This window comes from Thauera aminoaromatica S2, assembly GCF_000310185.1.
Lineage (GTDB): Bacteria > Pseudomonadota > Gammaproteobacteria > Burkholderiales > Rhodocyclaceae > Thauera > Thauera aminoaromatica.
Genome location: NZ_AMXD01000067.1, coordinates 1 through 21,315 on the forward strand (window position 1 = coordinate 1; position 21,315 = coordinate 21,315).

The 21,315-nt window shown below is 68.3% G+C and carries 20 protein-coding genes and 3 tRNA genes; 6 read left to right on the plus strand and 17 right to left on the minus strand.

What is annotated here, in order from left to right:
• Nucleotides 1-616 (plus strand): outer membrane lipoprotein periplasmic chaperone LolA (gene lolA / locus C665_RS11360; RefSeq protein WP_004310058.1); only part of this gene is annotated, 616 nt, incomplete at its 5' end.
• 70 nt (nucleotides 617-686) lie between these two features.
• Nucleotides 687-2,111, plus strand: a complete 1,425-nt coding sequence (locus tag C665_RS11365; RefSeq protein ID WP_004310060.1) for a replication-associated recombination protein A — start codon at nucleotides 687-689, stop codon at nucleotides 2,109-2,111.
• On the opposite strand, the gene C665_RS11370 is transcribed toward C665_RS11365, so the two are convergent.
• Complete coding sequence (locus tag C665_RS11370) at nucleotides 2,083-2,346, minus strand: hypothetical protein (protein WP_004310062.1); 264 nt, start codon at nucleotides 2,344-2,346, stop codon at nucleotides 2,083-2,085. The two genes, C665_RS11365 and C665_RS11370, sit on opposite strands and share 29 nt — an antisense overlap.
• A gap of 241 nt (nucleotides 2,347-2,587) precedes the next feature.
• Between C665_RS11370 and serS the strand changes: the two genes are divergently transcribed.
• A complete protein-coding gene (serS, locus tag C665_RS11375) occupies nucleotides 2,588-3,880 on the plus strand; it encodes a serine--tRNA ligase (protein ID WP_004310064.1) in 1,293 nt (430 codons plus the stop codon).
• Nucleotides 3,881-3,989: 109 nt separating this feature from the next.
• Here the strand turns inward: serS and C665_RS11380 are convergent, their stop codons facing one another.
• The gene (locus tag C665_RS11380) at nucleotides 3,990-4,988 is read right to left on the minus strand and encodes a DnaJ C-terminal domain-containing protein (protein ID WP_004310065.1); all 999 of its coding nucleotides are present in this window, start codon (nucleotides 4,986-4,988) and stop codon (nucleotides 3,990-3,992) included.
• A 196-nt stretch (nucleotides 4,989-5,184) separates the two neighbouring features.
• Here C665_RS11380 and C665_RS11385 point away from each other — a divergent pair, with 196 nt between their 5' ends.
• On the plus strand, nucleotides 5,185-6,024 hold the full coding sequence (locus C665_RS11385) for an alpha/beta fold hydrolase (protein ID WP_012585182.1): 840 nt from the start codon (nucleotides 5,185-5,187) through the stop codon (nucleotides 6,022-6,024).
• A gap of 141 nt (nucleotides 6,025-6,165) precedes the next feature.
• On the opposite strand, the gene C665_RS11390 is transcribed toward C665_RS11385, so the two are convergent.
• The 8 genes from C665_RS11390 to C665_RS11425 all read right to left on the minus strand — a co-directional run bounded on the left by C665_RS11390 (nucleotide 6,166) and on the right by C665_RS11425 (nucleotide 11,131).
• Nucleotides 6,166-6,242 (minus strand) — tRNA-Arg (locus C665_RS11390).
• A gap of 42 nt (nucleotides 6,243-6,284) precedes the next feature.
• Nucleotides 6,285-6,361: transfer RNA gene (locus C665_RS11395), tRNA-Arg, on the minus strand.
• Between the two features lie 62 nt (nucleotides 6,362-6,423).
• Nucleotides 6,424-6,513: transfer RNA gene (locus tag C665_RS11400), tRNA-Ser, on the minus strand.
• A 140-nt stretch (nucleotides 6,514-6,653) separates the two neighbouring features.
• On the minus strand, nucleotides 6,654-7,004 hold the full coding sequence (locus C665_RS11405) for a carboxymuconolactone decarboxylase family protein (RefSeq protein ID WP_187283041.1): 351 nt from the start codon (nucleotides 7,002-7,004) through the stop codon (nucleotides 6,654-6,656).
• A 126-nt stretch (nucleotides 7,005-7,130) separates the two neighbouring features.
• Complete coding sequence (gene folE2, locus C665_RS11410) at nucleotides 7,131-7,940, minus strand: GTP cyclohydrolase FolE2 (RefSeq protein ID WP_004310072.1); 810 nt, start codon at nucleotides 7,938-7,940, stop codon at nucleotides 7,131-7,133.
• Between the two features lie 114 nt (nucleotides 7,941-8,054).
• Nucleotides 8,055-9,923 carry a 1-deoxy-D-xylulose-5-phosphate synthase gene (gene dxs / locus C665_RS11415; protein WP_004310074.1) on the minus strand — a complete coding sequence of 623 codons (1,869 nt, stop codon included), beginning with the start codon at nucleotides 9,921-9,923 and terminating at the stop codon, nucleotides 8,055-8,057.
• A gap of 48 nt (nucleotides 9,924-9,971) precedes the next feature.
• Complete coding sequence (locus C665_RS11420; RefSeq protein WP_004310077.1) at nucleotides 9,972-10,880, minus strand: polyprenyl synthetase family protein; 909 nt, start codon at nucleotides 10,878-10,880, stop codon at nucleotides 9,972-9,974.
• Nucleotides 10,877-11,131, minus strand: a complete 255-nt coding sequence (locus C665_RS11425; RefSeq protein ID WP_004310079.1) for an exodeoxyribonuclease VII small subunit — start codon at nucleotides 11,129-11,131, stop codon at nucleotides 10,877-10,879. The genes C665_RS11420 and C665_RS11425 overlap by 4 nt, the downstream gene beginning before the upstream one ends.
• 126 nt (nucleotides 11,132-11,257) lie before the next feature.
• Between C665_RS11425 and C665_RS11430 the strand changes: the two genes are divergently transcribed.
• Nucleotides 11,258-12,364: an aromatic ring-hydroxylating oxygenase subunit alpha gene (locus tag C665_RS11430; protein ID WP_004310081.1), complete on the plus strand. Its 1,107-nt coding sequence runs from the start codon at nucleotides 11,258-11,260 to the stop codon at nucleotides 12,362-12,364.
• Between the two features lie 195 nt (nucleotides 12,365-12,559).
• On the opposite strand, the gene ispH is transcribed toward C665_RS11430, so the two are convergent.
• From ispH to tsaE, 7 genes are all read right to left on the minus strand, one after another.
• Nucleotides 12,560-13,498 (minus strand): 4-hydroxy-3-methylbut-2-enyl diphosphate reductase, encoded by a 939-nt coding sequence (gene ispH, locus C665_RS11435; protein ID WP_004310083.1) that lies wholly within the window; start codon nucleotides 13,496-13,498, stop codon nucleotides 12,560-12,562.
• 32 nt (nucleotides 13,499-13,530) lie between these two features.
• Nucleotides 13,531-13,959, minus strand: coding sequence for an FKBP-type peptidyl-prolyl cis-trans isomerase (locus tag C665_RS11440; protein WP_004310084.1), 429 nt, complete (start codon nucleotides 13,957-13,959; stop codon nucleotides 13,531-13,533).
• Entirely contained in the window at nucleotides 13,956-14,492 is a 537-nt protein-coding gene (lspA, locus tag C665_RS11445; RefSeq protein ID WP_012585183.1) for a signal peptidase II, read from the minus strand. The genes C665_RS11440 and lspA overlap by 4 nt, the downstream gene beginning before the upstream one ends.
• 13 nt (nucleotides 14,493-14,505) lie before the next feature.
• Entirely contained in the window at nucleotides 14,506-17,334 is a 2,829-nt protein-coding gene (ileS, locus tag C665_RS11450; RefSeq protein ID WP_004310088.1) for an isoleucine--tRNA ligase, read from the minus strand.
• A gap of 44 nt (nucleotides 17,335-17,378) precedes the next feature.
• Entirely contained in the window at nucleotides 17,379-18,317 is a 939-nt protein-coding gene (locus tag C665_RS11455; protein ID WP_004310090.1) for a bifunctional riboflavin kinase/FAD synthetase, read from the minus strand.
• A gap of 93 nt (nucleotides 18,318-18,410) precedes the next feature.
• Nucleotides 18,411-19,808, minus strand: coding sequence for an N-acetylmuramoyl-L-alanine amidase (locus C665_RS11460; protein ID WP_004310092.1), 1,398 nt, complete (start codon nucleotides 19,806-19,808; stop codon nucleotides 18,411-18,413).
• Complete coding sequence (gene tsaE, locus C665_RS11465) at nucleotides 19,748-20,278, minus strand: tRNA (adenosine(37)-N6)-threonylcarbamoyltransferase complex ATPase subunit type 1 TsaE (RefSeq protein ID WP_004310094.1); 531 nt, start codon at nucleotides 20,276-20,278, stop codon at nucleotides 19,748-19,750. Before tsaE ends, C665_RS11460 begins: the two co-directional genes overlap by 61 nt.
• Nucleotides 20,279-20,293: 15 nt before the next feature.
• On the opposite strand from tsaE, the gene queG reads away from it, so the two are divergent.
• The coding region (gene queG, locus C665_RS11470) for a tRNA epoxyqueuosine(34) reductase QueG (RefSeq protein WP_040829090.1) at nucleotides 20,294-21,315 on the plus strand (1,022 nt) is incomplete at its 3' end.

Consider the following 21,315-nt stretch of genomic DNA (forward strand, 5'->3'; position numbering starts at 1 on the left):
GGCGGGCGTCGTGCTCGCGCTGGCGGCCCTGGGCGCCACGGCGGCGGGTGGCGTGCAGCAGCTGCGCGACTTCGTCGCCGGCGCGCGCAGCGCGGAGGGCGAGTTCGAGCAGGTCGTCACCGCGCAGTCCGGGCGCCGACCTCAGGAGGCCTCGGGCAGCTTCGCCTACGCCCGCCCGGGGCGCTTCCATTGGGAGTACGACCGGCCTTATCGCCAGGTGCTGGTGGGCGACGGCAAGACCCTGTGGTCCTGGGATCCCGACCTCAACCAGGTGACCGTACGCGCGATCGGCGAGGCGCTCGGCGCCACCCCGGCGGCGATCCTGTTCGGCAGCGGCGCGCTCGACGACAATTTCGAGCTCGCCGACGCCGGCGAGCGGGACGGTCTGGCCTGGGCCGAGGCGCGTCCGAAGCGCACCGAGAGCGGCTTCGAGTCGCTGCGCATCGGGCTGGCTGAAGGCCAGTTGCGGCGTATGGAGATGCGCGACCACTTCGGCCAGACCACGGTGATCCGCTTCACCCGCCTGCGCGCCAACCCGGTGCTCGCCGAGGACCGCTTCCGCTTCGAGCCGCCCGCAGGCGCCGACGTGATCGGCGAACTGCCCGGCGCGCGCTGACTCCCCACGCACGCGTGCGCACGCCGCAATCGATCCCCGAGTCCATGGGCCGTCTGCAAGGGGGCTCCGCATGACCGACCTGTTCGACGCCCTCGAGCCGCCGCAGGTGCCGCTCGCTGAGCGCATGCGGCCGCACACCCTCGACGAGGTCGCCGGCCAGTCACACCTGTTGGGACCGGGCAAGCCGCTGCGACTGGCCTTCGAGTCGCGCCGGCCGCACTCGATGATTCTGTGGGGCCCGCCCGGCGTCGGCAAGACCACGCTCGCACGGCTGATGGCGCGCGGCTTCGACGCCGAGTTCGTCGCCCTGTCCGCGGTGTTCTCCGGGGTCAAGGAGATCCGCGAGGCGATCCAGCAGGCCCAGGCCGCCAAGGCGCGCGGTCGCCACACCATCCTCTTCGTCGACGAGGTGCACCGCTTCAACAAGGCGCAGCAGGACGCTTTCCTGCCCTACGTCGAGCAGGGCCTGGTGACCTTCATCGGCGCCACCACCGAGAACCCTTCGTTCGAGGTCAACTCCGCGCTGCTGTCGCGCGCCGCGGTGTATGTGCTGGAGTCGCTCGACCACGATGCCATGCTGCGCCTGTTCGAGCGCGCGCACGCGATCGCCTGCCCGACGCTCGGCTTCGACGAGGATGCGCGCGAGCGCCTGATCGGCTTTGCCGACGGCGACGCGCGCAGGCTGATGAACCTGATCGAACAGGTCCAGGTTGCCGCCGAGACCGCCAAGGTCGATCCGGTGAGCGCCACCTTCGTCGACCAGGCCCTGTCGCGCAACCTGCGCCGCTTCGACAAGGGCGGAGAGGCCTTCTACGACCAGATTTCCGCCCTGCACAAGTCGGTGCGCGGCTCGGATCCGGATGCCTCGCTGTACTGGCTGTGCCGCATGCTCGACGGCGGCGCCGATCCGCTCTACCTCGGCCGGCGGCTGATCCGCATGGCGGTGGAGGACATCGGCCTGGCCGATCCGCGTGCGCTCGAGATCGCGCTCAATGCCTGCCACACCTACGAGCGCCTCGGTTCTCCCGAGGGCGAACTCGCGCTCGCCCAGGCGACGATCTTCATGGCCTGCGCGGCCAAGTCCAACGCCGCCTACAAGGCCTACAAGGCCGCGCGCGCCTTTGTCGCCCACGACGGCTCGCGTCCGGTGCCGCTGCACCTGCGCAACGCGCCGACCAAGCTGATGAAGGCGCTCGACTACGGCAAGGCCTACCGCTACGCGCACGACGAGCCCGAGGCCTATGCAGCGGGCGAGAATTATTTCCCCGAGGGAATGCAGTCGCCCGGGTGGTACCAACCCACTCCGCGCGGCCTCGAAGGCAAGATCGGCCAGAAGCTCGCTTGGCTGCGCGAACTCGACCGCAAGGCGGCGGAGGGCGGAAAACAATACGCGAGGCCGTCGCCATCTGCGGGCGGCGCCTCGCGCGAAGTCCCGGCGAGCAAAGGTACGCCGGGCGAGGAGAGAATCAGTGGGGGAGGGGATGATCCTTCATGAAACGCTCGCAGACGGAAGCCGCCAGTTTGGCCTTGCGCACGTCCCCGCATGCATTGGCACGCTCGATGAGTTCGCGCATGTAGTGCGTGAGTGCCAGCACGCCCTCCGGCGTCTGCACGAGCCCGCAGCAAAGCTGCGCGGCGGCGGCATCCGGGATGTCCTCATGCTCGGCAATCAACAACACCTCCTCGTCGGTGAGATCGCAGTAGTCCAGGCAGTCGCGAATGGATAGCATGCCGTTTCCTCCAGGTCCGGGCCGTCTGATGCGGCTTTGTTGTCAACTCAAGGATAGTGGACCGATCCGCTTTTACAAGTTCGATAGAAATTCAGAACCAGAACCAAGTCGTTGATTAAGAAAGCCGATTTTGCGAAGCGCGAGGTCTTGTCGCGCGACCCCGCCATGTAATCAGTCGCCTGCGACGGTTTTCCGAGAATCCGCATCAACTTTTGCCGATCGCTTTTCAGGAACGTTTCCGATGCTCGATATCCAGCTTCTCCGCACCCAGCTCGACCACGTCGCCGCACGCCTCGCCACGCGCGGGATGCAGCTCGACACCGCCGCCTTCCAGGCCCTCGAGGACGAGCGCAAGCAGTTGCAGACCCGCACCCAGGAACTGCAGGCCCGCCGCAACGCGCTGTCCAAGCAGATCGGCATGCTCAAGGGCAAGGGCGAGGACGCCTCCGCGGTGATGGCCGAGGTCGCCCAGCTCGGCGACGGGCTCAAGGCCTGCGAGCAGGCCCTGCCGATGCTGCTCGAGCGCATCAACGCCTTCCTGGCCACCCTGCCGAACCTGCCGCAGGACGATGTTCCGGCGGGCGCAGACGAGACCGGCAACGTCGAGGTGCGGCGCTGGGGTACGCCGCGCGCCTACGACTTCGAGGTGCGCGACCACGTGGACCTCGGCGCTCCGCTCGGCCTCGACTTCGAGACCGGCGCCAAGCTGTCGGGCTCGCGCTTCGCCTTCCTGCGCGGTCCGGTGGCGCGCCTGCATCGCGCGCTCGCGCAGTTCATGCTCGACACCCACACCCGCGAGCACGGCTACACCGAGTGCTACACGCCCTACATCGTCAATGGCTCGGCGCTCTACGGCACCGGTCAGCTGCCCAAGTTCAAGGAGGATCTGTTCTGGGTGCTGCGCGGCGGCGACGAGGAGGGCCTCGAGCAGTACCTGATCCCGACCGCAGAGATCACGCTCACCAACAGCGTGCGCGAGGAGGTGCTCGCGCTCGAGAGCCTGCCGATCCGTCTTACCGCGCATAGCCCCTGCTTCCGCTCCGAGGCGGGCAGCGGCGGGCGCGACGTGCGCGGCATGATCCGCCAGCACCAGTTCGACAAGGTCGAGATGGTGCAGATCGTCGAGCCGGCGAAGAGCAAGGAGGCGCTCGAACAGATGGTCGGCCACGCCGAGGCCATCCTGCAGAAGCTCGAGCTGCCCTACCGGGTGATCACGCTGTGCACCGGCGACATGGGCTTCTCGGCTGCGAAGACCTACGATCTCGAGGTGTGGCTGCCGGCGCAGAACACATACCGCGAGATCTCCAGCTGCTCGAACTGCGAGTCCTTCCAGGCGCGTCGCATGCAGGCCCGCTTCAAGAACGCGCAGGGCAAGAACGAGCTGGTGCACACGCTCAACGGGTCCGGTCTGGCGGTGGGGCGCACCCTGGTTGCGGTGCTGGAGAACCACCAGCAGGCCGACGGTTCGATCGTGATCCCGCGGGCGCTGGTGCCCTACATGGGTGGCATCGAGCGCATCGAAGCGCCGCTCTGAGCGGCGATCGGCGGTTGGCGCGGGTCCGACCTTGCGGCCCGCGCCAGCCGCCTCCTGGCGGGGCCGTGCCGTGTGCGATGCCGTCCCGCTCCGCCGCTTGCACCCGCGCTCAGTGCTCGTCCAGCCACACCGACTCCCAGCGCGCGAGCTCGGGGAAGTGGTGCTCGGCGCGCGCGGCGAGCGCGCGGTCGAGTTCGTCGATCAGGCCGTGCAGCGAGCGTTCGGGGGCGTGGGGGAGTTCGGGCTCGAACTCCACGACGAGGTCGCCACGTGCGCGCCGGCCGTGCGCCGGAAAGCCGGCGCCGGGTACGCGCAGGCTGCGCGGATGGGCGAGGCCGGGCTCGAGTTCGATGCTGCGCACGCCCGTCGGGTGGGGCACGCGCAGGGTCCCGCCGATCAGCAGGCGCAGCGCGCTGACCGGGCGGCGCAGCACCAGGTCGCGGCCCTCGCGGCGAAACAGCGGATGACTGGCGAGGCGGATCTGCAGGTGCAGGTCGCCAGCGCGATGGCGCGGCTCGGGGTGCGCCTCGCCCTCGCCGGCGAGACGCAGTTCGTCGTCGTCCACCACCCCGGGTGGAATGAGCACCTCGAGATGACGAGTCTGCATTTGTTCCCCGCTGCCGCCACAGCCGCCACACGGTCCCGTGTTGCGATAGCCCCGCCCCTCGCAGTCCGGGCAGCGCTCCAGCCCCGCAGGTCCGTGCAAGCGGCCCGAGCCTCGGCAGGGTGTGCATAGGCGGCTCACGCTGAGCTTCTCGATGCCGCTGCCGCCGCACAGCACGCAGGGGCTGCGGCGCTCGACCTCGACCGTCCGCCGCGCCCCGGTGAAGCTCTCCTCGATGCTGATCTCCAGTGTCTGCCAGCGGTCCGCGCCGCGCTGCGGCGGAGGCTGGGTGGCAGCCGCGTCCTCGTGTGCCTTCTCCTTGCCTTCGAGCAGGGCGGCGAGCAGGCGGTCGTGCGCATCGCGCAGCCGCCTGAACTGATCGGCGGCGGCGGGGTCGGGATTGCGATCGGGATGCCATCGCATGGCGAGCTTGCGGAAGGCGCGCTTGATCTGTTGCGCGCTCGCGCCGGCTGGCAGGCCGAGCAGTGCGTGGGTGTCGGACATGGACGAATGGGTGAGGACCGCGAGGGCATCAGCTTAACCGAGCTTGCCCGCGGATGCTGCGCCCGCACTTGACGGATCTCCCAAGGATGAAAGAATGTGGCGCCGTGTTCAATACGGAATCGTATGGCCTGGTGCTCCGGCAGAACTCGCCGGAGCGCGAACACGCGGAAAATGAATACATGGAGACGACGAAACGATGAGCCCAAGCCGAGCTTCCGAAACCCAGCCCCGCGACTCGTGGGTGCATCATCCGCAGGGGCGCATCTTCGCGCGGGAATGGACCCCGTCCGGGGCGGCCGGCGAGCGGCCGGCGAGCCCGATCGTGCTGCTCCACGACTCGCTCGGCTGTGTCGAGCTGTGGCGCGACTTCCCGGCGGAGCTGAGCGCCGCGAGCGGGCGCCGGGTGATCGCCTACGACCGCCTCGGGTTCGGCCGCTCGGATGCGCGCGAGGCGCTGCCGGCGCTGGACTTCATCGCCGAGGAGGCGCAGGCGTATTTTCCGGCGGTGCGCGAGCAGCTCGGCCTGGAGCGCTTCGTGGTGTTCGGCCACAGCGTCGGCGGCGGCATGGCGGTGAATTGCGCGGCTGCATTTGCCGGGGCCTGCGACGCCCTGATCACCGAGTCGGCCCAGGTCTTCCCCGAGGACCTCACCCTGAGCAGCATCGCCGAGGCCAAGGAGCAGTTCGTCGATGAATCGCAGCTGCAGCGCCTGGCGCGCTATCACGGCGACAAGGCGCGCTGGGTGCTGGATGCGTGGACCGAGAGCTGGTTGCATCCCGGCTTCGCGGCCTGGTCGCTGAGGTCGGTGCTGCCGCAGGTGCGTTGCCCTGTGCTGGCCATCCATGGCATGCATGACGAGTACGGCACGAGCGTGCACCCCGAGACGATCGGCGAGCTCTCCGCGGGCCCGGCGCAGGTGGCGATCCTGCCGGACACCTTCCACGTGCCGCATCGCGAGCGTCCGGCCGCGGTCATCGAACTCGTCTGCGCCTTCCTCGAGCCGGTGCGGCAGGGCGGGGCGGTGTGCGTGTCCTGAGCGGTCGGCGCGGTGCATCCGGGCGGGTCCCGGATGGGCCGCTCGGGTATCGGGCGGGGGCGCGCCGATGCGACGAGGAGGGACGGAAAAGGAGGACGAAAAAAAACGCCGACCCGGTGAAGAGTCGGCGTTTTTCGAAACTGGCGCGCCCGGAAGGATTCGAACCTCCTACCCCCTGGTTCGTAGCCAGGTACTCTATCCAGATGAGCTACGGGCGCGTTGCCGAAATCGTTTAGAGCCCGAAATCGGAAGGCTTTTTTTGGCGCGCCCGGAAGGATTCGAACCTCCTACCCCCTGGTTCGTAGCCAGGTACTCTATCCAGATGAGCTACGGGCGCTTCTTGCTGCACTGCGAAGAACCGGGATTATAACGACTGTTCCCGCAACTTCAAGTTTAAATTGGCGGAGAGGGTGGGATTCGAACCCACGGTAGGCTTGCACCTACGCCTGATTTCGAGTCAGGTACATTCGACCACTCTGCCACCTCTCCGCTCGAAGGTCGGCATTATAGTGTTTTTTTCCGGGAAGTGAACAGTTTTTTGCGGGGGGTAAAGTGAAGAGATCCCGTCGCCGGCCCCGACCCGGCGCATCGGGACGGGCAAGGCGGCCGCGGTCGGGCCCGGGCTGCGCTCACCTGGCCTGCGGCAGCATCTCCTCGTAGGCGCGCACCGCTTCCGCGGCGTACATCAGGGCCGGGCCGCCGCCCATATAGGTGCACACGCCCAGGGTCTCCATGATCTGCTCGCGGGTCGCGCCGAGGCGGATCAGCGCCTTGATGTGGAAGCCGATGCAGGCGTCGCAGCGCTGGGTGACGGCGATCGCGAGTGCGATGAGTTCCTTCTGCAGCTCGCTCAGCACGCCGTCCTGCAGCGAGCTCTTGGCCATCGCGCCGAAGCCCTGCATGGTCTCGGGGATCTCCTTGCGCAGCGTGGCGAGCGCCTTGGAGACATCGCTCACGATCTGGACGTGGGACTTGGACATCATGCGTTCTCCTATTTCAGAAAACGCTTATCTTACTCCGCCGACGCGCTTGCGACCATCGCGTCGCGGCGCCGGGCGTGCGTGCCCGAGCGCACCCGCGACACGGCCCCGCTAAAGGGGCGGGGGTCAGGCCCCGCCGCGCTTGTCGCGCTCGATCAGCGCGTAAGCGGAGTGGTTGTGGATCGACTCGAAGTTCTCGGACTCGACCACGTAGGCGTCGATGCGCGGCTCGCGGTTCAGCTGGCCGGCGACGTCGCGCACCATGTCCTCGACGAACTTGGGGTTGTCGTAGGCGCGCTCGGTGACCCACTTCTCGTCGGGGCGCTTGAGCAGGCCGAAGACCTCGCACGAGGCCTGGGCCTCGACCATCTGCACCATCTCCTCGATCCACAGGTGGTCGTTGAGCACCGCGGTGACGGTGACGTGAGAGCGCTGGTTGTGCGCGCCGTACGCGGAGATCTTTTTCGAGCATGGGCACAGGCTGGTCACCGGCACCACGACCTTCATGGTGAACTCGTAGGCGCCGCCCTCGCCGATGCTGCCGATGAAGCAGACCTCATAGTCCATCAGGCTCTGCACGCCGGACACCGGCGCCGTCTTGTTGATGAAGTAGGGGAAGCTCATCTCGACGTGGCCGGTCTCGGCCTCGAGGCGCTCGACCATGGTGCGCAGCATGGGCTCGAAGTTCTCCACCGAGATCTCGCGCTCGCGGCCGTTGAGGATCTCGATGAAGCGCGACATGTGGGTGCCCTTGAAGTTGTGGGGCAGACCAACGTACATGTTGAAGCTGGCCACCGTGTGCTGCACGCCGCCGCGCTTGTCGGCGACCTTGATGGGGTGGCGGATCGACTTGATGCCGACCTTGTCGATCGCGATCCGGCGGCTGTCGGCGCTGCTCTGCACGTCCGGGATGGCGATTGCGTTGGGGGTGTTCATGGGCAGGTTCCCTGCGGGTGGTCGGGGGAATGGGCGTGCCGGAGCCGCCAGCAAAGTGCAATCGTGTTGCACTTTGCTGGCGATCTTATCTTTCCCGACAAAAATGCTCAACCTTTAGGCGCGCTCCGGGGCTCCGGTCGCGCGTGCGATGCTGGCGAGGATGCCGTCCTGATCGAGGCCGACCGAGGCGAGCAGTTGTGCTTGGTCGCCGTGGTCGATGAAGTGGTCGGGCAGGCCCAGGCGCAGCACGCGTGGGCGCGTGGCGAGGCCGTCGACGAGCCGTGAGACCTCGGCGCCGGCGCCGCCGATCACCGCGTTCTCCTCGAGGGTGACGATGAGGTCGTGGCTGGTGGCGAGTTCGGCCACCAGCTCGACGTCGAGCGGCTTGACGAAGCGCATGTTGGCCACCGTGGCGTCGAGCGTCTCGGCGACCTCGCGCGCCACTCCGAGCAGGCTGCCGAAGGCGAGCAGGGCGATGCCGCGGCCACGGCGCACGACCTCGCCCTTGCCGATCGGCAGGGCGCGCATCTGTGCCCGGGGCGCGGTGCCGTTGCCGCCGCCACGCGGATAGCGCACCGCGCTCGGGCCCGCATGCTGCACCGCGGTGTAGAGCATCTGGCGGCATTCGTCCTCGTCTGAGGGCGCCATCACCACCATGTTGGGCACGCAGCTGAGGAAGGAGAGGTCGAAGGCGCCATGGTGGGTCGCGCCGTCGGCGCCCACCAGGCCGCCGCGGTCGATCGCGAACACGACCGGCAGGTTCTGCAGCGCGACGTCGTGGATGAGCTGGTCGTAGGCGCGCTGAAGGAAGGTCGAGTAGATCGCCACCACCGGCACGAAGCCCTCGCAGGCCAGCCCGGCGGCGAAGGTGACCGCGTGCTGCTCGGCGATGCCGACGTCGAAGTAGCGCTCGGGGAACTCCTGCGCGAAGCGCACCAGGCCCGAGCCCTCGCGCATCGCCGGGGTGATGCCGACGATGCGCGGATCGGCCTTGGCCATGTCGCACAGCCAGTCGCCGAACACCTGGGTGTAGGTGAGCTTGCCACCGCCCTTGCCGGTCTGGATGCCGGCGGTGTGATCGAACTTCGACACCCCGTGGTAGAGCACCGGGTCGGCCTCGGCGAGCTTGTAGCCCTGGCCCTTGCGGGTGATCACGTGGAGGAACTGCGGTCCCTTGAGCTTGCGCAGGTTCTGCAGGGTCGGAATCAGTGCGTCGAGGTCGTGGCCGTCGATCGGACCGTAGTAGTGGAAGCCGAACTCCTCGAACAGCGTGCCCGGGCCGATCATGCCCTTGGCGTACTCCTCGACCTTGCGCGCGAGCTCGGCCACCGGCGGGGCGACGCCGAGCACCTTCTCGCCGACCCGGCGCGCGGTGTTGTAGGTCGAGCCCGACATCATGCGGGCGAGGATCTTGGTGAGCGCCCCCACCGGTGGCGAAATCGACATCTCGTTGTCGTTGAGGATCACCAGCAGGTTGAGGTTCTCCATGTCGCCGGCGTTGTTGAGGGCCTCGAAGGCCATGCCGGCCGACATCGCGCCGTCGCCGATCACCGCGATCGCGTGGCGGTCCTCGCCGCGTGCGCGCGCCGCCACGGCCATGCCGAGCGCAGCCGAGATCGAGGTGGAGGAGTGTGCGGTGCCGAAGGTGTCGTACTCGCTCTCGCAGCGCCGCGGGAAGCCGGAGATGCCGCCGAAGTGGCGCAGCCCGGTCATCGCCTCGCGGCGGCCGGTGAGCACCTTGTGGCCGTAGGTCTGGTGGCCGACGTCCCACACGATGCGGTCGTGAGGGGTGTTGAAAACGTGGTGCAGCGCGATCGTCAGCTCGACGGTGCCGAGGTTGGAGGACAGATGGCCGCCGGTCTTCGATACCGACTCGATCAGGAAGGCGCGCAATTCGGAGGCGAGGGCGCCGAGTTCGCGGCGATCGAGTGCACGGACGTCGGCGGGACAGCCGACGCGTTCCAGGTTCGGGTAGGGGGCCATGGGGGATCCGGCTTTTGGGTTGTTCTTGGGGGCCGCAGTCAGGCGCGATCAGAAGGCGCGATGCACGATGTAGTCCGCGAGCTGCTCCAGGCGCAGCGCACGCGCGCCGAAGGGGCGCAGGCTGGCGCGCGCCTCGTCGAGCATCTCCTCGGCGAGGCGGCGGGCGTCGACCAGGCCGAGCAGGCTCACGTAGGTCGGCTTGTCGTTGTCGGCGTCCTTGCCCGCGGTCTTGCCCAGCGTGGCGGTGTCGGCCTCGGCGTCGAGGAGGTCGTCGACCACCTGGAAGAGCAGGCCCACGACCTTGGCGTAGTGGTCCAGGCGTGCGTGCTCGTCGGCACCCAATGTGCCGCCGGCACGCGCGCCGAGCAGCACCGCGGCGCGGATCAGCGCCCCGGTCTTGTGGATGTGCATGAACTCGAGCTCTTCGCGCCCCAGCCGCTTGCCCACCGAGGCGAGGTCGATCGCCTGGCCGCCGGCCATGCCGCGCGAGCCTGACGCGATGGCGAGCTGGTTCAGCATCGCGAGCTGGTTCGCGGGGTCCGTGCCGAGCGGACGCTCGGCGAGCACCTGGAAGGCCAGCGTCTGCAGCGCGTCGCCGGCGAGCAGGGCGGTGGCCTCGTCGAACTCGACATGCACGGTAGGCTTGCCGCGACGCAGCACGTCATCGTCCATGCAAGGGAGATCGTCGTGCACCAGCGAATAGGCGTGGATCAGCTCGACCGCGCAGGCGATGCGGTCGAGGTCCTCGGCAGCGGCGCCGGCGAGTGCGCCGGCCGCATGCGCGAGCAGCGGACGCACGCGCTTGCCACCGCCGAGCACCGCGTAGCGCATCGCCTCGTGCAGGCGATGCGGGGCGATCGCGGCATCGGGCAGCACGCCGGCGAGCGCGACCTCGGTGCGCTGCTGGATCTGCGCCGTCCATTCGGAGAAGGAGGGGAGCTTGCTGTCTGTGTTCATGCGCCTGCCTCGTCGCCGTCGCGGGTCGGTTCGGTCGGGAAATCGGTGAGGCCGTCGCCTTCGAGCATGCGCACGCGCTGCTCGGCGTCGCTGAGCGTGGTCTGGCAGTGACGCAGCAGGCCGACGCCACGCTGATAGCGCGCGAGGGCATCCTCGAGCGGCAGATTGCCGGATTCCATTTCCTGGACAATGGCCTCGAGCTCGGAGACCGCCGCTTCGAACGACTTGGGGGAGGATGCCGACTTTGGCATGGATCGATATCTGGCGCGGCAAAAGCGGAAAAATAACCGAAGGCGGGTATGGCGGTCAAACGGGGGGTGTCTTACACTAAACCCTTTATTTTTCCGGATTTCTTGTCCGCAAGAGGAGGTTCGGGGATGTCCGACATCGCTTCCAAGGCTCGACTGGCCCAGGCAGCCTCCCAGCTGCCTGTCTCGTGGTACTTCGACCAGCAGGTTTTCGAACTGGAGAAGAAACTCCTCTTCGATGCCGGTCCGGGGTACGTCGGCCATGAGCTGATGGTTCCCGAGGTCGGCAACTACCGCTCGCTGGAGTGGCTCGACCACGCCAAGCTGCTGTTCCGCACCGAGGCGGGTGTGCACCAGATGTCCAACGTCTGCCGCCACCGCCAGGCGATCATGCTGCAGGGCAGCGGCACGACCAAGCTCGTGGTCTGCCCGGTGCACCGCTGGACCTACGACCGCCAGGGCAACCTGCTCGGCGCACCGCACTTCCCCGAGAAGCCCTGCCTGGGCCTCAGGCGCGACGAGCTCGAACGCTGGAATGGCCTGCTTTTCAAGGGCCCGCGCTCGGCGAGCGCCGACCTTGCCGGGATGCAGGTGGCGGGCGAATTCGATTTCTCGGGCTACAAGCTCGACAAGGTCGAGGTCCACCATTGCAATTACAACTGGAAGACCTTCATCGAGGTCTATCTGGAGGACTATCACGTCGTGCCCTTCCACCCCGGACTGGGCAACTTCGTGACCTGCAAGGACCTGAGCTGGCAGTTCGGCGACTGGTATTCGGTACAGAAGGTGGGCATCACCTCGCTCGCCAAGCCGGGCTCGGAGACCTACGCCAAGTGGCACAAGGCGGTGATCGACTACTACGGCGAGAAGAAGCCGACGCATGGTGCGATCTGGCTCACCTACTACCCGAATGTGATGGTGGAGTGGTACCCGCACGTGCTGGTGGTGAGCACGCTGATTCCGACGGATGTGGATAAGACGACCAACGTGGTGGAGTTCTACTACCCGGAGGACATCGTCGAGTTCGAGCGCGAGTTCGTCGAGGCCGAGCAGGCCGCCTACATGGAGACTGCGATCGAGGACGACGAGATCGGCGAGCGCATGGATCGCGGCCGGAGGGCGCTGCTGAAGGAGGGGCGCAACGAGGTCGGCCCCTACCAGTCGCCCTTCGAGGACGGCATGCAGCATTTCCACGAGTTCTACCGGCGCATCATGGAGCCGCACATCGGCGGGTGAAGCGGAGAGAAGCGAGGCGCGACCTGCGGCTCGCGCATTCCATCACGCGCGGCGCCGATTCAAGGCGCCACGATCGCGACTTGCGTCGCTCCCACAGGAAAGTACACGCGACTCGACCGCCAAGTACACGCGACTCGACCGCCGCCTTGCAGAAGCGACGCAAGGCGCGATTCTCTCCCGCCTTGCTCCGAAGCTTCAGCGCGGGTCCTGCAACTCCTTGGGCAGCGCGAAGGTCACGCGCTCGGGCACGCCGTCGAGGTTGCGCACCGCGCCGCCGCTCAGTTCTTCCAGGCGCGCGATCACCTCGGCCACCAGCACCTCGGGCGCCGAGGCCCCCGCGGTCACGCCGATGCGGCGCTTGCCCTCGATCCAGGCGGGGTCGATGCCGGCGGCGTTGTCGATCAGGTAGGCGGGCACGCCGCGCAGCGCGGCGACCTCGCGCAGGCGGTTGGAGTTGGAGCTGTTCTTCGACCCGACCACGAATACCACGTCCGCGTACGGGGTCATGAACTTCACCGCGTCCTGGCGGTTCTGCGTGGCGTAGCAGATATCGTCCTTCTTCGGGCCGACGACCCGGGGGAAGCGGGTGCGCAGGGCATCGACGATCGCGGCCGCGTCATCCACGGACAGCGTGGTCTGGGTCACGTAGGCGAGCTGTTCTGGGTCGGCCACCTGCAGGCCGGCGACGTCGGCCGGGGTCTCGACCAGATGGATGCCGCCGTCGACCTGGCCCATCGTGCCCTCGACCTCGGGGTGGCCCTTGTGACCGATCATGACGATCTCCTTGCCCTGGTCGCGCATGCGCGCCACCTCGACATGGACCTTCGTCACCAGCGGGCAGGTGGCGTCGAAGACGCGCAGCCCGCGGCGCTCGGCTTCCTCGCGCACCGCGAGCGAGACGCCATGGGCCGAGAAGATCACCGTATTGCCGGTAGGGACCTCGTCGAGTTCGTCGACGAAAATCGCACCCTTGGCGCGCAGGTCGTCCACGACGAACTTGTTGTGCACGACCTCGTGGCGCACGTAGATCGGCGCGCCGTAGCGCTTCAGGGCGCGTTCGACGATCTCGATCGCGCGCTCGACCCCGGCGCAGAAGCCGCGCGGGTTGGCGAGCAGGATTTCCTTGTCGTTCATCTTTCGTCTCTGTGGGGTGTCGCGGGCGGCGCTCAGGAGATTCCGATCACCTGCACCTCGAAGCGGATCGCCTTGCCCGCCAGCGGGTGGTTGAAGTCGATCAGCGCCGACTGCGCGTCGATCTCGCGCACCAGGCCGGAGTAGCGTGAGCCATCGGGTGCGGTGAACTCCATGATGCTCATCGCTTCGATCTCCTCGTCGGGCATGTGTTCGCGCTTGACGCGCTCGACCAGCTCGTCGCGATAGGGGCCGAAGGCTTCGTCTGCCGCCAGTTCGAAGATGTGGTGGGTGCCCGGCATCAGGCCGATCAGCAGCCGCTCCATCGCCGGCAGCATTTCGCCGGCGCCCAATTGCAGCGTGGCGGGGGTGGCGTTGAAGGTGCTGATCAGCGGCTGGCCGCTCGGCAGCGAGATGCGGTAGTGCAGGGTGACGAGGCTGTTGGCCTGGATCGCTTCGCTCAAGATGGTGCTCCCGGTCGGGGCGGGTCGCCGGCTTTGGGGCCAAAGAACTGGCCCCAGAGCATCATCGCGACACCCACGGTGATGGCCGAGTCGGCCAGGTTGAACGCCGGCCAGCTCCAGCCGGCGTAGTGGAAGTGCAGGAAGTCGACCACCGCGCCATGCACGAGGCGGTCATAGACGTTGCCGAGCGCACCGCCGATGATCAGGGCGAAGGCGGTCGGCAGCAGCTTTTCGTGGCGATGGTGGTGCATCAGCGTCAGCAGCCAGGCGCTGATGCCGAAGGCCAGTATGGTGAAAAACCAGCGTTGCCAGCCGCTGTGGTCGGCGAGAAAGCTGAACGCGGCGCCGGTGTTGAACACCAGCACCAGATCGAAGAAGCCTGTGATCGGAACCAGCTCGCCGAGGCGCAGATTCGCCATCACCATCTGCTTGGTGACCTGGTCGAGCACGCCGACCACCACGGCGAGGATCAGCCAGGGCAGCATCAGAGACAGCGCACTGCGCGCGTGCGGCGTCGGGTGAGGTGTCGTCATCGTGCGGGCTGCCTCAGGCATGGGCGCGGGTTTCGCCTTCGCCGAACAGGTTGCTCGCGCAGCGCCCGCACAGGGTGGGGTGCTCGGCGTCGCTGCCGACCGTGTCGACGTAGTGCCAGCAGCGCTCGCACTTCTGCGCCGCGCTCGGGGTGGCGACGACGCGCTCGTCCTCGGCGCGGGCCACCTCGGACAGGGTGGCCGCCGAGGTCATGGTGACGAAGCGCAGGTCCTCGCCCAGGCTGGCCATCGCGGCGAACTTGTCGGCGGTGAGCGCGAGCTCCAGTTCCGCCTGCAGCGAGGCGCCGACCTTGCCTTCGGTGCGCAGCGCCTCGATGACCTTGAGGCCTTCTGCACGCACGGCGCGGATGGTCTCCCAGCGCGCGATCAGCCCGGCTTCGCCTTCCTGCGCGGGAAGGGCGTGGAAGGTGTGCAGCATCACGCTATCCTGCGTACCCTCGTCCTTGCCGGGGTGGATCACCGTCCAGGCCTCCTCGGCGGTGAAGGACAGGATCGGCGCCATCAGTTTCAGCAGCGTCTGCGTGATGTGCCACAGCGCGGTTTGCGCGGCGCGACGCGGCAGGCTGCCGGCGGCGGTGGTGTACAGGCGATCCTTCAGGATGTCGAGGTAGAAGGCGCCCAGGTCCTCGGCGCAGAACACCTGCAGCGCCTGCACGACGCGATGGAACTCCATCTTCGCGTAGTCGGCCTCGGCCTGCTGCGCGAGCTGGCGGGTGAAGGCGAGCGCGTAGCGGTCGATGTCCAGCCACTGTTCGAGCGGCACCGCGTCCGTGGCGATGTCGAAGTCGGCGGTGTTGGCGAGCAGGAAGCGCAGGGTGTTGCGCACGCGGCGATAGACCTCGACCACGCGGTCGAGGATTTCCTTCGAGATCGACAGCTCGCCGGAATAGTCGGTGGACGCGACCCACAGGCGCAGGATCTCGGCGCCGAGCTTGCCGGTGACCTCCTGCGGCACCACCACGTTGCCGAGCGACTTGCTCATCTTGCGGCCGGCCCCGTCCACCGCGAAGCCGTGGGTGAGCAGGCTGCGGTAGGGGGCGTGGCCGTCGATCGCGCAGCCGGTGAGCAGCGAGGAGTGGAACCAGCCGCGGTGCTGGTCGGAGCCTTCCAGGTACATGTCGGCACGCGGGCCTTCGGGGTGGCCGTCGTTGTGCGAGCCGCGCAGCACGTGCTTGTGCGTGGTGCCGGAGTCGAACCAGACGTCGAGCGTGTCGCTGATCTTCTCGTACTGCGCGGCCTCGGCACCGAGCAGCTCGGCGGCATCGAGCTTGAACCAGGCCTCGATGCCCTCCTGCTCCACGCGCAGCGCGACCTCCTCCATCAGCTCGACGGTGCGCGGATGCAGCTCGCCGGTCTCCTTGTGCAGGAAGAAGGGGATCGGTACGCCCCAGTTGCGCTGGCGCGAGATGCACCAGTCGGGGCGGTTGGCGATCATCGCGTGCAGGCGCGCCTGGCCCCACGCGGGGTAGAACTTGGTGGCCTCCACGGCGCGCAGCGCGCGCTCGCGCAGTGTGGAGCCGTCGGCGGCGACCCTGTCCATGCCGACGAACCACTGCGCGGTGGCGCGATAGACGAGCGGCGTCTTGTGGCGCCAGCAGTGCATGTAGCTGTGGGTGATCTTGCCGTGCGAGAGCAGGGCGCCGACCTCGGCGAGCTTGTCGACGATCGCCGGGTTGGCCTTCCAGATGTTCATGCCGCCGAAGAAGGGAAGGTCGGACACGTACTGGCCGCCGCCCGTCACCAGGGACAGGATCTCGTCGTTGCTGCGGCCGTACGCGTGCCACGAGTTGAAGTCGTCCACGCCGTGCGCTGGCGACGAGTGCACGATGCCGGTGCCGGCGTCGATGCCGACGTATTCGGCGAGATACACCGGCGAGACGCGGTCGTAGAAGGGGTGGCGGAACTCGATGCGTTCGAGCGCCGCGCCCTTGGCGGTGGCGATGATGGTGCCTGCGAGCTGGAAGCGCTGCAGCGCGGATTCGACGAGTTCCCTGGCGAGCACGAGCAGACGATCGCCGACATCGACCAGCGCATAGTCGAACTCGGGGTGGGCGTTGAGCGCCTGGTTGGCGGGGATGGTCCACGGGGTGGTGGTCCAGATCACCGCGGCGGCGGGCTTGTCGAGCCTGGCCAGGCCGAATGCGGCGGCGAGTTTACGCAAATGAGTGCCGGCGTCCGCGTCGGATACCGGGAACGCGACATCGATCGTCGGCGAGGGCTTGTCGGCATATTCCACCTCGGCCTCGGCCAGCGCCGAGCCGCAGTCGAAGCACCAGTTCACCGGCTTCAGGCCCTTGAACACGTAGCCGTTCTTCGTCATCTCGGCGAGCGCGCGGATCTCGTTGGCTTCGTTGGCGAAGTCCATCGTGCGGTAGGGGTTGTCCCAGTCGCCGAGCACGCCGAGGCGGATGAAGTCGGCCTTCTGGATCTCGATCTGCTCGGCGGCGTAGGCGCGGCACAGCTCACGCACGCGGTCGGCGGGCAGGTTCTTGCCGTGCGTCACCTCGACCTTGTGCTCGATCGGCAGGCCGTGGCAGTCCCAGCCCGGAACGTAGGGCGCGTCGAAGCCGGCCAGCGTCTTCGAGCGCACGATGATGTCCTTGAGGATCTTGTTCAGCGCGTGGCCGATGTGCAGGCTGCCGTTGGCGTAGGGCGGGCCGTCGTGGAGCACGAACTTGGGCCGGCCGGCGCTGGCCTTGCGGATGCGCTGGTAGAGCTTCTTCTGCTGCCAGTCGGCGATCCAGTTCGGCTCGCGCCTGGGCAGGTCGCCACGCATCGGGAAGGGGGTGTCGGGCAGGTTGAGCGTCTTGCGGTAGTCGGCCATGGCGGGATCGGAAGTCGGTGGGATCGGCGGGGTTCGTCGGGCCTTCAGGCGGGCAGGGGGTTCGCGGCCAGCCAGTCGCGGGCCGTCTGGCTGTCGAGGGCGATCTGCGCGCGCAGCGCGTCGAGCGAGGGGAATTTTTGCTCGGCGCGCAGGCGATGCAGGAAATGTACGCGGATGTGGGCGCCGTAGCAGTCCTGCGTCCAGTCGAAGAGGTGGACCTCGAGGCGGGCGCGGCCGTTCGCGGTCGCGGTCGGGCGCAGGCCGATGTTGGCGACGCCGGCCACCGGGCCGGATGCGAGGCCTTCGACGCTTACCACGTAGACACCGCCCAGCGCCGGGCGGCGGTGCTTCATCTGGATGTTCGCGGTCGGGAAGCCGAGCTGGCGGCCGAGCTTGTCGCCGTGGCTGACGCGACCGGCGATGCTGTAGGGGCGGCCGAGCAGGCGCGCGGCGTGGGCGAGGTCGCCCTCCGCGAGCGCGGCCCGCACCGCCGAGCTGGACACCCGCTCGCCCGCGACGGCGAGCGTGGGCATGGACTCGACCCCGAAGCCGCCCTCGGCGCCGGCCGCGCGCAGCATCGCGAAGTTGCCCTGGCGGCGGGCGCCGAAGCGGAAATCGTCACCGATGAAGAGATGGCGCACGCCGAGGCCGCGCACCAGGATGTCGTCGATGAAGGCCTGCGCGGGCTGAGCGGCGAAGCGAGCGTCGAAGCGGCAGACGTGGCAGCGGTCGACGCCGGCGGCGGAAAGCAGCAGCAGCTTCTCGCGCAGCGAGGCGAGGCGGGCAGGGGCGTCGGCGGGGCTGAAGTATTCGCGCGGGTGCGGCTCGAAGGTGAGCACCACCGCCGGCAGGCCGAGCGCACGGGCCTTGTCGGTGAGCAGCGAAAGCAGCGCCTGATGGCCGAGATGCACGCCATCGAAGTTGCCGATGGTGAGCACCGCAGCCGTGTCGGCCTGCTCGGGAATCCCGCGGTGAACCTGCATAAGCGCCTGAAAAAGCCGCGATTATAGCGGCAAAGCCCGCTATTGCGGGCCTTGCGGGCAGACTTGCTCGGGATGCGGGCGGTGCGCTCGCCCTCAGTCGAGCCGCGCCACGCGGGTCGGCCCGCTCGGGGCGTGCTCCTCGAAATAGCGCTTGACGCCGCGCATCAGCGCCATCGCCATCTTGTCCTGGTAGGCCTCGTCGTTGAGACGGCGCTCTTCCTGCGGGTTGCTGATGAAGGCGGTTTCGACCAGCACCGAGGGGATGTCGGGTGCGCGCAGCACCGCGAAGCCGGCCTGTTCCACCTCGGGCTTGTGCAGCCGGTTGATGGTGCCGAGCTCGCCGAGCATGGCGCGCCCGAGCTTGAAGCTGTCGTTGATCGTGGCGGTCTGCGACAGGTCGAGCAGGGTGCGGGCGATGTGGCCGTCCTGGCGGGCGAGGTTGACGCCGCCCACGAGGTCGGCATCGTTCTCCTTCTGCGCCAGCCAGCTTGCCGCCGAGCTCGAGGCGCCGCGCTCGGAGAGCACATAGACCGAGCTGCCGTTGGCCTCGGGGCGAACGAAGGCGTCGGCGTGGATCGACACGAAGAGATCGGCGCGCACCCGGCGGGCGCGCGCCACGCGCTGGTGCAGCGGCACGAAGTAGTCGCCGTCGCGCGTGAGCACCGCGCGCATGCCGGGCATGGCGTCGATCTTGCGCTTGAGGCGTTGGGCGATCGACAGCGTGACGTCCTTCTCGTAGCTGCCGCCACGACCGATCGCGCCCGGATCCTCGCCACCATGGCCGGCGTCCAGCACCACGGTGTACAGGCGATCGACCGCCGGCTCGTTACGCTTGCCGCGGCGCACCGGCTCGCGCGGCTCCTCGCGCGCCACCGCGGCGGTGTTGCCGCCGGCGTCGCCCATCGCGGCGTCCATCGGCGAGTCCTTCATGATCAGCGCCATCAGCGGATCGTGGGCCTCGGTCGGGTGCAGGTCGAGCACGAGGCGGTGGCCGTAGCTGCCGACCGGGTCGAGGGTGAACACCTGGGGGTTGATCGCCGCCTTGAGCTCGATCACCACACGCACCACGCCCGGCCGGTTCTGCCCGGCACGGATCAGGCGGATGTAGGGGTCGGAGTCGAGCACCTTCGAGGGCAGGGACTGCAGCACGCTGTCGAGCTGCACGCCCTCGAGGTCGACCACCAGGCGCTGCGGGTCCTCGACCAGCATGTGGCTGTGGCGCAGGCGCGAGGAGCCCTCGAGGGTGATGCGGGTGTATTCGGCCGAGGGCCATACGCGCACCGCGAGCAGGCTTGCCGAACTCGCCAGCCCGACCGGGCTCACCAGCATGGCGAGCGAGGCGCCGGCGAACTTGAGCAGGCCGCGGCGATCGATGCGCCCCGCGGCGAAGGCCTCGGCCGCGGCGGCAAGCCCCGGAGTCTGGCCGAGACTCAGGTCGTCCCGGGCGCCGGGTCCGCGCCCCGCAAAGCTTTCACCAGTCCGATCACGCATGTTCGCCCCGCTTCCGTGTTTGCGCTGATCGCCACATCCCGCCCGGATTCACCGGCCTGCAGGACGATTTCGACGTCGGGAGAGGGCAGATGGGGCGAGGCCTTGTCCGGCCATTCCACGATGCAGACGCCCTCACCGGCGAAGTATTCGTCCAGCCCCGCGTCGAGATATTCGTCGGGCGAGGTGAAGCGATAAAAATCAAAGTGATATAAGTTTAAGCTAGAAACCACGTAAGGTTCAATCAAGGTGTAGGTCGGACTCTTCACCTTGCCCTCGTGGCCGAGCGCGCGCAGCAGGCCGCGGGTGAGGGTGGTCTTGCCGGTGCCCAGGTTGCCCTGCAGCCAGATCTGCAGTCCGGGCGCGAGAACGCCGGCGAGCGCGCCGCCAAGCGCCACGGTGGCCGCCTCGTCGGGCAAATGCGCCTGCAGGCGCGCGCCGTTATCATCGGCAGTCTGGATCGACTCGATCATAGGGACCTCTGACAAATGGAAACAAAATTGCCGACGCCGGACGGGGCGGCGGTCGACGGGACCGTCCTCGACGGTGCGGCACTTGTTGCGCGGATCAGACAGTGGGGGCGCGAACTCGGCTTCGACGCGGTCGGCGTGGGCGGGGTCGATCTCGCCGACGCCGAACCCGGCCTGGTCGCCTGGCTGGAGGCCGGCTTTCACGGGGACATGGATTATATGGTGCGCCACGGCATGAAACGCGCGCGCGCCGCCGAACTCCTGCCCGGCAGCGTGCGCGTGATCAGCGTGCGCATGGGCTACTGGCCGGATGCCGCGCCGGCCATGGACGTGCTCGGCGACCCCGAGCGCGCCTATGTGTCGCGCTACGCGCTCGGCCGCGACTACCACAAGCTGGTGCGCAACCGCCTGCAGAAGCTCGCCGACCGCATCAGCGCGGAGGTGCCGCACCAGTACCGCGTGTTCACCGACTCGGCGCCCATCCTCGAAGTCGAGCACGCCAGTCGCAAGGGCCTGGGCTGGCGCGGCAAGCACACCCTGCTGCTCGATCGCACCGCCGGTTCGTGGTTCTTCCTCGGCGAGATCCTCACCGACCTGCCGCTGCCGGTGGACGCGCCGGTGGCGTCGCACTGCGGGCGCTGCACGGCCTGCATCGACGCCTGCCCCACCGGCGCCATCGTCGCGCCCTACCGGCTCGACGCACGGCGCTGCATCTCCTACCTCACCATCGAGCTGCACGGCGCGATCCCCGAGGAGCTGCGCCCGTTGCTCGGCAACCGCATCTACGGCTGCGACGACTGCCAGCTCGTGTGCCCGTGGAACCGCTTCGCCCAGCTTGGCCGGGAGCCCGATTTCGCCCCCCGCCAGGGCCTCGACGGCGCCCGGCTGGCCGAGCTCTTCGCGTGGACCGCGGCGGAGTTCTCCGAGCGCACCGCCGGCAGCCCGATCCACCGCATCGGCCACGCGCGCTGGCTGCGCAACATCGCGGTCGCGCTCGGCAACGGCCCGGCGACGCCCGCCGCGCGCGCGGCCTTGCAGGC

Bases quoted from the DNA above. Each gene is read 5' to 3' on its own strand.
- ispH (WP_004310083.1), bottom strand. From the start codon at position 13,498: ATGAACGACAAGGAAATCCTGCTCGCCAACCCGCGCGGCTTCTGCGCC.
- C665_RS11365 (WP_004310060.1), top strand. From the start codon at position 687: ATGACCGACCTGTTCGACGCCCTCGAGCCGCCGCAGGTGCCGCTCGCT.
- C665_RS11380 (WP_004310065.1), bottom strand. From the start codon at position 4,988: ATGTCCGACACCCACGCACTGCTCGGCCTGCCAGCCGGCGCGAGCGCG.
- serS (WP_004310064.1), top strand. From the start codon at position 2,588: ATGCTCGATATCCAGCTTCTCCGCACCCAGCTCGACCACGTCGCCGCA.
- tsaE (WP_004310094.1), bottom strand. From the start codon at position 20,278: ATGATCGAGTCGATCCAGACTGCCGATGATAACGGCGCGCGCCTGCAG.
- C665_RS11425 (WP_004310079.1), bottom strand. From the start codon at position 11,131: ATGCCAAAGTCGGCATCCTCCCCCAAGTCGTTCGAAGCGGCGGTCTCC.
- C665_RS11420 (WP_004310077.1), bottom strand. From the start codon at position 10,880: ATGAACACAGACAGCAAGCTCCCCTCCTTCTCCGAATGGACGGCGCAG.
- ileS (WP_004310088.1), bottom strand. From the start codon at position 17,334: ATGGCCGACTACCGCAAGACGCTCAACCTGCCCGACACCCCCTTCCCG.
- C665_RS11370 (WP_004310062.1), bottom strand. From the start codon at position 2,346: ATGCTATCCATTCGCGACTGCCTGGACTACTGCGATCTCACCGACGAG.
- C665_RS11455 (WP_004310090.1), bottom strand. From the start codon at position 18,317: ATGCAGGTTCACCGCGGGATTCCCGAGCAGGCCGACACGGCTGCGGTG.
- C665_RS11460 (WP_004310092.1), bottom strand. From the start codon at position 19,808: ATGCGTGATCGGACTGGTGAAAGCTTTGCGGGGCGCGGACCCGGCGCC.
- folE2 (WP_004310072.1), bottom strand. From the start codon at position 7,940: ATGAACACCCCCAACGCAATCGCCATCCCGGACGTGCAGAGCAGCGCC.
- C665_RS11405 (WP_187283041.1), bottom strand. From the start codon at position 7,004: ATGTCCAAGTCCCACGTCCAGATCGTGAGCGATGTCTCCAAGGCGCTC.
- lspA (WP_012585183.1), bottom strand. From the start codon at position 14,492: ATGACGACACCTCACCCGACGCCGCACGCGCGCAGTGCGCTGTCTCTG.
- dxs (WP_004310074.1), bottom strand. From the start codon at position 9,923: ATGGCCCCCTACCCGAACCTGGAACGCGTCGGCTGTCCCGCCGACGTC.
- C665_RS11385 (WP_012585182.1), top strand. From the start codon at position 5,185: ATGAGCCCAAGCCGAGCTTCCGAAACCCAGCCCCGCGACTCGTGGGTG.
- C665_RS11430 (WP_004310081.1), top strand. From the start codon at position 11,258: ATGTCCGACATCGCTTCCAAGGCTCGACTGGCCCAGGCAGCCTCCCAG.